Below are 7736 nucleotides of genomic sequence, written 5' to 3' on the forward strand. Positions count from 1 at the left end.
CCCTCCGTCGTTAAGTTTGTGTTCATAACTTTAGGGCGTCAGGATAGTTCGATTCGCGGTTATGCCGGGGCTATTACTCTGCAAAGACGGGACATCGGGCCGTCCCAGGAGCAGGGAAGGATACTGAACGGTCCCAAAGTTAACAAGCTGGCCTTCATTTGCCTTGCAGAATCCTGCGATCCGAAATTAAGCTGCGAAAGGAGTTTATGGCGGAATCTCTTCGAATTTACAACATATTTTTATCAGGTCCCCTCACCCTAACCCGTTAGAAATGAAAAACAAATGACAATTTGCCGAACTGCCGGTTCAGTCGAATTCGATGGGCTTTATATCTCGGGCCTGAAGGATCTGATTACCAGACTATCTGTCGACGATCCTCGCGCCGAATGCCTTTTTGCAGATTTAAGTTTGGGCGCCTGGTTCGTACACATGGCCGCCCAACAATTCTTCCTGCAATTGGGAATATTGCCTCCAGAACATATCCGGCCCACCAGGGAGGGCAGCGCGTACTGGGACCAGGTGCCGGAATACGCGGACAGAGTCGGTAACGAAATCGATTCTGAAACCAGTGGTGACCGCGTTCTAATGACCAGTTTAGAACTTGCAGAGCAGGTAATCGAGGCGATTGGCCAGAAGCGCCCTCAAACTCTCGTCATTATCGCGCCCCGCTTCGATTTCGACTGGGAAGCAGAAAACGAGCTCTTTCTTGAATTTCTCGTAATGGGACTGCGGGATACTGCCAGCCGCTGCATTCTGGCCTTTATGGACGAAAAACCTCCTGCCGTTCCAGAAAAATGGAAGATAAATTGGCTGAACAGTCCAGCACCAACCGCTAACGAGCATCCCGAACTCTCTCCAGAGTTGCTGACACTTGTGCCCGGCATTGTCGAGCCGGCGTTAGCTGAGATGCTTGCCGGTACAGCGCCGCTGGATAAATCCAGGCATCTCTCAGTGGCAAACGGCGGTGTTTTAGTGGCCCCGGAATACAGACGGAATCCCAACGAGGTCAGCAAGGCTGCCTATGATGAACTTGGGCAGAAAGCAGAGGCGATCGGCTGGCTCAAGTCTTATTGCCAGTTGTATGGAAATCTTCAGTTTCTGAATGTGTACTTCCTGCGTCAGCAGTCCAGCCAGCGATTTGCAGAGGGAGCTTATAACGTCGCCTTCAGGTTGATTCAACCGGTCCTTCAACACTCGTTTCATCCATTTCACAAAACCGCAGCGCTCCTTGAGGCCCAGGGTATGCGTGTGGCTCTCAAGAGATTTAAAGACGCCTCGGAAATGCCCGATCCTCCACGTGCGGCGCCGCCTCCAATCCTGGGAGCCCTTTTCCTGTCGAAGGCCTGGGGACTGGTAATGATCGATCAGCCGGAACAAGCCGAACCTTACTTCGAGCAGGCCCGGAATCTCCTTAAGCCATTTCAGGATCGCTTCTATTTGTATCTTCTGAATATTGCGGCTCTGAACAAGTTGCGGCTTGGACAAGCCGACGCAGCCTTCGAACTGGAAAGAGAGATTGAACAGACGCTTTCGGAAAGCCCAAAAAAGGACTGGCATCTTGAATATATCAATTGCCTTAATCTCGGCCGTTTATTCCGGAGGAGCGGGGACTTTGAACTCTCGGAGAAGTATTATTCGAAGTCCTTTTACGCAAGCGAAGGAATCCGCTCGGATAGCGATCTGGTATATAGCAACGTGTCCTGGGCCGGCCTTTATCAGAAAAACAATCCTGACCTGTCTTTCCTGCATTGGTTCAGGGCAGCCTTACATTGGGCAGCTACTGCGGTTCCCGAGGCGCTGACCGCCAGAGCGATCCGGCCTATCGTCGGGCGAAACCTGAAACCTGGAGAGGACCTGACCGAAGAACTGTCCAAGGGATTGATTTCTTTTATTTATCAGAGTGCCAAGGCCGCCCGGATACCTCTAAAAGCCTTTGACAATGATATGGAATCGACGGCCGGCGAAGGCTCAAAGCAGATTACCTTCATTCATTCAGACAATCTTCCTGCAGGCACAATTGAGTACGCTTTTGGCTTTCCCGGTTGGAGTGTATTAGCCACGAAACAGGTGTTTAAGCGGAGATTCAAGGGGAAGTACTACGATCGCTTGAATGACATCCTGGTTCGGGCTATCGAAGAATGGTGTCCCGCTGTTGCAAAGGCTGACGTTCGAACCCTGATTGTCGACACAATGATGGGCTGTGAAATGCCGATAACGTTCGACCAGCTAAGGAACACGTGCGTGCGTCTGAAAATCCCGCATTTGCATTTCGAAAACAGAAGTGAGGACTTGTCCGGGGAAGAATGCCGTTCTCTGGAGCGGAATGCGGTGGTGCGAATCGGATCCGGGGTCAGCCACATCAGCGATGCAGATGGTCGCCTGACGATCCATTTCAAGAGGTATGTCGGCCCTGTAACCTTGTCTGAGGAGGATAGCAAGATTGTAAGGCTGGTTGACGGGGTGAGAACTGTAGATGAAATCGCGAGCTCTTCAGGCAATCCAGGCTCCGGCGAGACTGGCGTTTTGCAGTCTCTGCGCTCGCTGGAAATACTGAGAGTAACGGCAATCTCCTAAAACAACCCAGTCTGGGGCGGGCGATAAGCAATACCGAGGTGGTCGTAGGCGAGCTTCGTGGCCACGCGGCCGCGCGGCGTGCGTTGCAGGAATCCGATCTGGAGCAGATACGGTTCATAGATGTCTTCGACGGCATCGACTTCTTCGCTTAAGACGGCCGCAATCGTGTTCACGCCCACGGGCCCCCCGCCAAAGCGCTCAATAATGGCGCGCAGCAGTTTGCGATCGATATCGTCGAAACCGTGCTCGTCGATATCGAGGAGCTTCAGGGCATCGCGAGCGATCGGCGCAGTGATTTCGCCGTCTGCCTTCACCTGGGCAAAATCCCGCATTCGCTTCAGCAGCCGGTTCGCTACGCGCGGTGTTCCGCGGCATCGTTTTGCGATCTCATGACAGCCTTCCGGCGTGATCGGGGCGTTCAGGATTTCCGCGGAGCGCCGGATGATGTATTCCAATTCCTTCACGGTATAGAAATCGAGACGATGAACCATCCCGAACCGCGACCGCAGGGGCGCGGTGATGAGCCCGGCGCGCGTCGTCGCGCCGATGAGCGTGAAGCGCCGCAGATCCAGACGATGCGTGCGGGCGCTGGGCCCCTGCCCGATAATGATGTCGAGTTTGTAATCCTCCATCGCCGGATAGAGGATTTCTTCGATGTTCGGTTGCAGGCGGTGGATCTCGTCGATGAACAGGACATCTCCGGATTCGAGGTTCGTCAGGATTGCCGTCAAGTCACCCTTGAGCTGGATCAGCGGACCTGCCGTCGCCCGGAAATGAGCGCCCATTTCGTTAGAAATGACCGAGGCAAGAGTCGTCTTGCCGAGGCCCGGCGGTCCGTATAACAAAATATGGTCGAGCGGTTCACCGCGCTTCCGGGCTGCCTGGATTGCGACATCGAGGTTGTCTTTGACGCCCTGCTGGCCGATGTACTCCTTGAGAAGGCGCGGCCGCAGCGACAATTCGAATGTTGCTTCTTCTTCGGTTGGAGAGCCCGTGATGATACGGTCCGTCATACTTCGACAGGGAAATTAGCCACAAACTTTAGGCTGCGCGCTACCGCGCTTGCGCTTCGCGAGGCACAAAAGGGAATTATTTTCTTCGTCATGATTTCGTCAATATATGTAATGAGCGCTTGAACAACACGTCGAAGACCGGGGCGTCGTCGCCGTTGGCGGCGCGAGAGAGCGCTGCTTCCGCCATGGCTCTGTTGTACCCGAGATTCTCCAGCGCCGACAAAACGTCCATTTCGACGGATGACTTGGCGGGAGCTTCCACGAACTCCTGCAGTTTGTCTTTCAATTCCAGGACAATACGTTCTGCAGTCTTCTTGCCGACACCAGGAATGGCCGTGAGTCTCGGAAGATCGCCGCGCTTGATGGCGGTGACCAGGTCTTCGACGGATCCTCCGGAAAGAATCGTGACGGCCAGTTTCGGGCCGATTCCCGAGATCGTCATCAACTTTTCAAAGATCGTCCGCTCGCGGCGCGTCGAGAAGCCATAGAGGGCGATGAGATCCTCGCGTACGTGCGTATGAACGTCGATGGAGACTTCGGAACCGGCGTCAGGCAGCGCGGTGAATGTGGTAAGCGGAATGAAAACTTCATAGCCGACTCCGTTGACATCGACAATCACACGGGCCGGATCCTTCTGCGCTAATTTCCCGCGCAGATGAGCGATCATGAGAGCTCCACGAAATCGATGACGCCGATGACGGCGGCATCGATCGGGGCTTCGACATGGCCGACCGAAGTCATCGCGGAAAAACCCTCCTGAACCGCGAGCACGAGGTCGCCGATGCCGGCATCGACTGCGTCGAACGCGACCACAACATCTCCTACAGGACGGTCTTCAAGATCCAGGGGTTGAATCAGGAGAATCTTCTTTCCCTCGTGGGATCGATCTTTCTGAGTGGCGGTCACATTTCCGACGACCCGGGCAATGATCACGCTCTCACCACCTCAGGACGTTCCACGTGATCGACAATTGCCACGACCGCCGCCTCCGTCGGAACCTCGACCGGTTTGAATGCGAATGCGGCTTCACGGCCGCGGCAAACATAAACAGTCTCACCGGCTCCGGCGCCGACCGCATCGACCGCGACGATGGAGGGACCGTTCGGCAGACGCCGTACCAGCAGCAGCGTCCGGCCTTCAAGCGCGGCATCCTTTACGGTGCAAACGACGCTGCCGATGACTGTGCCCAGATACATGACTAGTCCTGTGAAACTTCGTCTACGATTCCAACGATGGCTGCATCGACCGGAGTGTCTTTGCAGCCTTCAGCCATGCGGGCGGAACTGCCCTGTACAATCAAAACGTCCTCCCGAAACCCGGCATGGACCGTATCGACGGCGATGATGTAGCCCTTTTCGTCGTTTCCATCGGGATCCACGAGCCGGCAAATGAGAAGCTTTTTGCCTTCGAGCCGCGGGTCCTTCCGGGTTGCAACGACGGTTCCGATGATGCGGGCGAGAAGCACGAGCCCGCCTTACCTCGAGGACTTTCCGATCGGCAGAACGTCTTCAAGATTCGAATGCGGCCGCGGAATCACATGAACGCTGATCAACTCGCCCACGCGGCGGGCGGCGGCTGCGCCGGCATCGGTCGCGGCCTTGACGGCGGCGACGTCCCCCCGGACCATGGCGGTGACGTAGCCCGATCCGATCTTTTCCCAGCCGACCAGGCTCACCTTGGCAGCCTTCACCATCGCGTCGGCCGCCTCGATCATCGCGACAAGTCCACGCGTTTCAATCATTCCTAAGGCCTCACCCAGCGTGCTGCCTTCTCCCTCTCGTGCCATAGAACTCCTTATTAACGCGGGCTAAAGCCCGCGACTACATGATCGAGTCATCTCAGGTTCGTAACGACTCGCTCGATCAAATCGATCAACTCACCGCGAGTGAGAGAGATCGTCTCTGATACTCCGTCTGTTAGCGGACACATCGGGTCCTTCGGTTTCGCATCCGAGCCCTCGAGCCCGTAATACTTCTGCCGCTGAACCCATAACTTCTCGACATCCTCATTCGAAAGCAGCCGCTCGCGGCCGAGGATCTTGGTGTAAATGGAAATCTTCGCAAAATGCTCGACGGTGTCCATCCGGTTGAATGCGTCTTCCAGATTGACACCATACGTCACAACACCGTGATTGGACATCAAAAGAGCATCATAGCTTCCAATAAAAGGCCGGAGCTGATCGGTGAGTTCCGGCGTACCCGGCGTTCCGTACTCCGCGAGTGGAATGCAACCCAAAGCCAGCACGACCTCCGAGATCAATGCTTTGTTCAGAGGTATGCCGGCGGCGGCATATGCCGTCGCGCATGGCGGATGCGCATGGACGACAGCCTGTGCGTCGGGCCGCATCTCATAGACAAGAAGGTGCATTGCAATCTCACTGGATGCCTTGCGGTCGCCTTTGATGCGCTGGCCCTTGAGGTCAATGACGACCATATCCTCCGGCTTGACGAATCCCTTGTTGCAGATCGTCGGCGTACACATGATGTGGCCGTCGGGAAGCCGCGCGCTGATATTGCCGTCGGTGGAGGCGACGTATCCTTTCTCATAGATGAGGTGGCAAAAGCGCGTAATCTCAGCGCGAAATTTCTCTTCAGACACGGACGGCATTTTACACCATTCAGGCGCGCAGCCTGCTTCTTCGGAAACCGTAAAAGAAGTAAATAACCATTCCCACGACGAGCCACAAAGCAAAACGAACCCATGTGATCCACGGTAATCCCAGCATCAGGTAGATGCACGATGCGACGCCGAGCAGCGGCAGCACCGGCGACCAGGGGACCCTGAACGTCCGCCGGCGGTCCGGCTCGCGGTGCCGCAGAATAACGATGCCGATACACACCAGAATGAACGCGAACAAAGTGCCGATGTTGGTCAGATCCACCATCTCGTCGATGCTGGTGAACATCGCGCAGACTCCGACCGCCACTCCCGTGAGGATTGTCGTGACATGCGGCGTCCGGAACCTCGGATGGACTTTGGCAAACGAGTGCGGCAACAAACCGTCACGCGCCATCGAAAAGAAGATGCGAGGCTGTCCGAGCTGAAACACCAGCAATACTGCCGTATGCGCAACAACGGATCCGAATGCCACGATGCCCACAAACAGATTGGCATAACGGCCGATGTTGGCATACTGCAGCGCCATGGTGAGCGGCTCGGCCTGTTCGGTTGCGAGTTTTTGTTTCAGCACGGGAAACGGAATGATTCCCGTGAACACCGCCGCCACCAGAATGTAGATTACCGTCGAGATGATCAGGGATCCCACGATACCGATCGGCAAATCCCGGCTTGGATTTCGAGTCTCTTCCGCAACCGTGGACACCGCATCGAAGCCGATGTACGCGAAAAACACGATGGCCGCGCCAGCCTGTACGCCCGCCCACCCGTTGGGCATGAAGGGATGAAAGTTGGCGCCATGCATGTATCCCCAACCGACTGCGATAAAGAAGCCGAGGACGATGAGCTTGAGCACGACCATCATCGTGGTCATCGTCGCGCTTTCGCGGATTCCGATCACGAGGACGACGGTTATCGCCGCCACAATGCCGAACGCCAGAATGTTGAAAACAATCGGAACGCCGAAAACGTGAGGCGCGCTCTGGAGCAGCCCGGGAATACGCGCCGCTGTGCGGTAATCGGTCGAGATCCAGTCCGGAATGGTGATGCCGAATCCCGAAACCAGCGTCTTGAAATAGTTCGCCCAGCTGATCGCGACCGCGACATTCCCGACCGCATATTCGATGATCAGGTCCCAACCGATGATCCACGCGATCAGCTCTCCCAGCGTCGCGTAAGCATAGGTATAAGCGCTTCCGGAAATCGGGATCATGGCGGAAAATTCCGCGTAACAGAGGGCTGCGAATCCGCACGCGATCCCGGTGAACACGAACGAGAGAATAAGTGCCGGGCCCGCGCCGGGCCGTGTCGGATCGCCCGCAGCGGCCGTGCCGATGGTTGCGAAGATCCCGGCGCCGATGATGGCTCCGACGCCGAGCGCCGTTACATCGACAGGACCAAGCACTTTCTTCAGCCGGCTCTCAGGCTCCTCCAGATCTGCGGCGAGCTGATCCATGCTCTTACGCCGGAAGAGGTCTTTGATCATTACCTGGCCATGCCTGCATCGTACATACGGCCGTACTCCAGGTATTG

General features: G+C 56.0%; 9 protein-coding genes. 1 reads left to right on the top strand and 8 read right to left on the bottom strand.

The genetic code is table 11. From position 1 onward, the window contains the following. The first annotated feature begins 282 nt into the window (after positions 1–282). Positions 283–2574, top strand: coding sequence for a tetratricopeptide repeat protein (locus VGK48_00745; protein ID HEY2379681.1), 2292 nt, complete (start codon positions 283–285; stop codon positions 2572–2574). Here the strand turns inward: VGK48_00745 and ruvB are convergent. From ruvB to VGK48_00785, 8 genes are all read right to left on the bottom strand, one after another. Continuing rightward, positions 2571–3587, bottom strand: a complete 1017-nt coding sequence (ruvB, locus tag VGK48_00750; GenBank protein HEY2379682.1) for a Holliday junction branch migration DNA helicase RuvB — start codon at positions 3585–3587, stop codon at positions 2571–2573. The genes VGK48_00745 and ruvB overlap by 4 nt on opposite strands. Positions 3588–3675: 88 nt before the next feature. Beyond that, a complete protein-coding gene (gene ruvA, locus VGK48_00755; GenBank protein HEY2379683.1) occupies positions 3676–4254 on the bottom strand; it encodes a Holliday junction branch migration protein RuvA in 579 nt (192 codons plus the stop codon). Continuing rightward, positions 4251–4520, bottom strand: a complete 270-nt coding sequence (locus VGK48_00760; protein ID HEY2379684.1) for a EutN/CcmL family microcompartment protein — start codon at positions 4518–4520, stop codon at positions 4251–4253. Before VGK48_00760 ends, ruvA begins: the two co-directional genes overlap by 4 nt. Continuing rightward, entirely contained in the window at positions 4517–4783 is a 267-nt protein-coding gene (locus tag VGK48_00765; GenBank protein HEY2379685.1) for a EutN/CcmL family microcompartment protein, read from the bottom strand. Before VGK48_00765 ends, VGK48_00760 begins: the two co-directional genes overlap by 4 nt. 2 nt (positions 4784–4785) lie before the next feature. After that, positions 4786–5052 carry a EutN/CcmL family microcompartment protein gene (locus VGK48_00770; GenBank protein ID HEY2379686.1) on the bottom strand — a complete coding sequence of 89 codons (267 nt, stop codon included), beginning with the start codon at positions 5050–5052 and terminating at the stop codon, positions 4786–4788. 9 nt (positions 5053–5061) lie between these two features. Continuing rightward, entirely contained in the window at positions 5062–5373 is a 312-nt protein-coding gene (gene eutM / locus VGK48_00775; GenBank protein ID HEY2379687.1) for an ethanolamine utilization microcompartment protein EutM, read from the bottom strand. A gap of 47 nt (positions 5374–5420) precedes the next feature. Next, on the bottom strand, positions 5421–6194 hold the full coding sequence (locus VGK48_00780) for a class II aldolase/adducin family protein (protein ID HEY2379688.1): 774 nt from the start codon (positions 6192–6194) through the stop codon (positions 5421–5423). Between the two features lie 10 nt (positions 6195–6204). After that, positions 6205–7736 (bottom strand): amino acid permease (locus VGK48_00785; protein HEY2379689.1); only part of this gene is annotated, 1532 nt, incomplete at its 5' end.

It is taken from the genome of Terriglobia bacterium (assembly GCA_036496425.1).
Classification (GTDB): domain Bacteria; phylum Acidobacteriota; class Terriglobia; order 20CM-2-55-15; family 20CM-2-55-15; genus 20CM-2-55-15.

Bases quoted from the DNA above. Each gene is read 5' to 3' on its own strand.
- VGK48_00745 (HEY2379681.1), top strand. From the start codon at position 283: ATGACAATTTGCCGAACTGCCGGTTCAGTCGAATTCGATGGGCTTTAT.
- ruvB (HEY2379682.1), bottom strand. From the start codon at position 3,587: ATGACGGACCGTATCATCACGGGCTCTCCAACCGAAGAAGAAGCAACA.
- ruvA (HEY2379683.1), bottom strand. From the start codon at position 4,254: ATGATCGCTCATCTGCGCGGGAAATTAGCGCAGAAGGATCCGGCCCGT.
- VGK48_00765 (HEY2379685.1), bottom strand. From the start codon at position 4,783: ATGTATCTGGGCACAGTCATCGGCAGCGTCGTTTGCACCGTAAAGGAT.
- eutM (HEY2379687.1), bottom strand. From the start codon at position 5,373: ATGGCACGAGAGGGAGAAGGCAGCACGCTGGGTGAGGCCTTAGGAATG.
- VGK48_00780 (HEY2379688.1), bottom strand. From the start codon at position 6,194: ATGCCGTCCGTGTCTGAAGAGAAATTTCGCGCTGAGATTACGCGCTTT.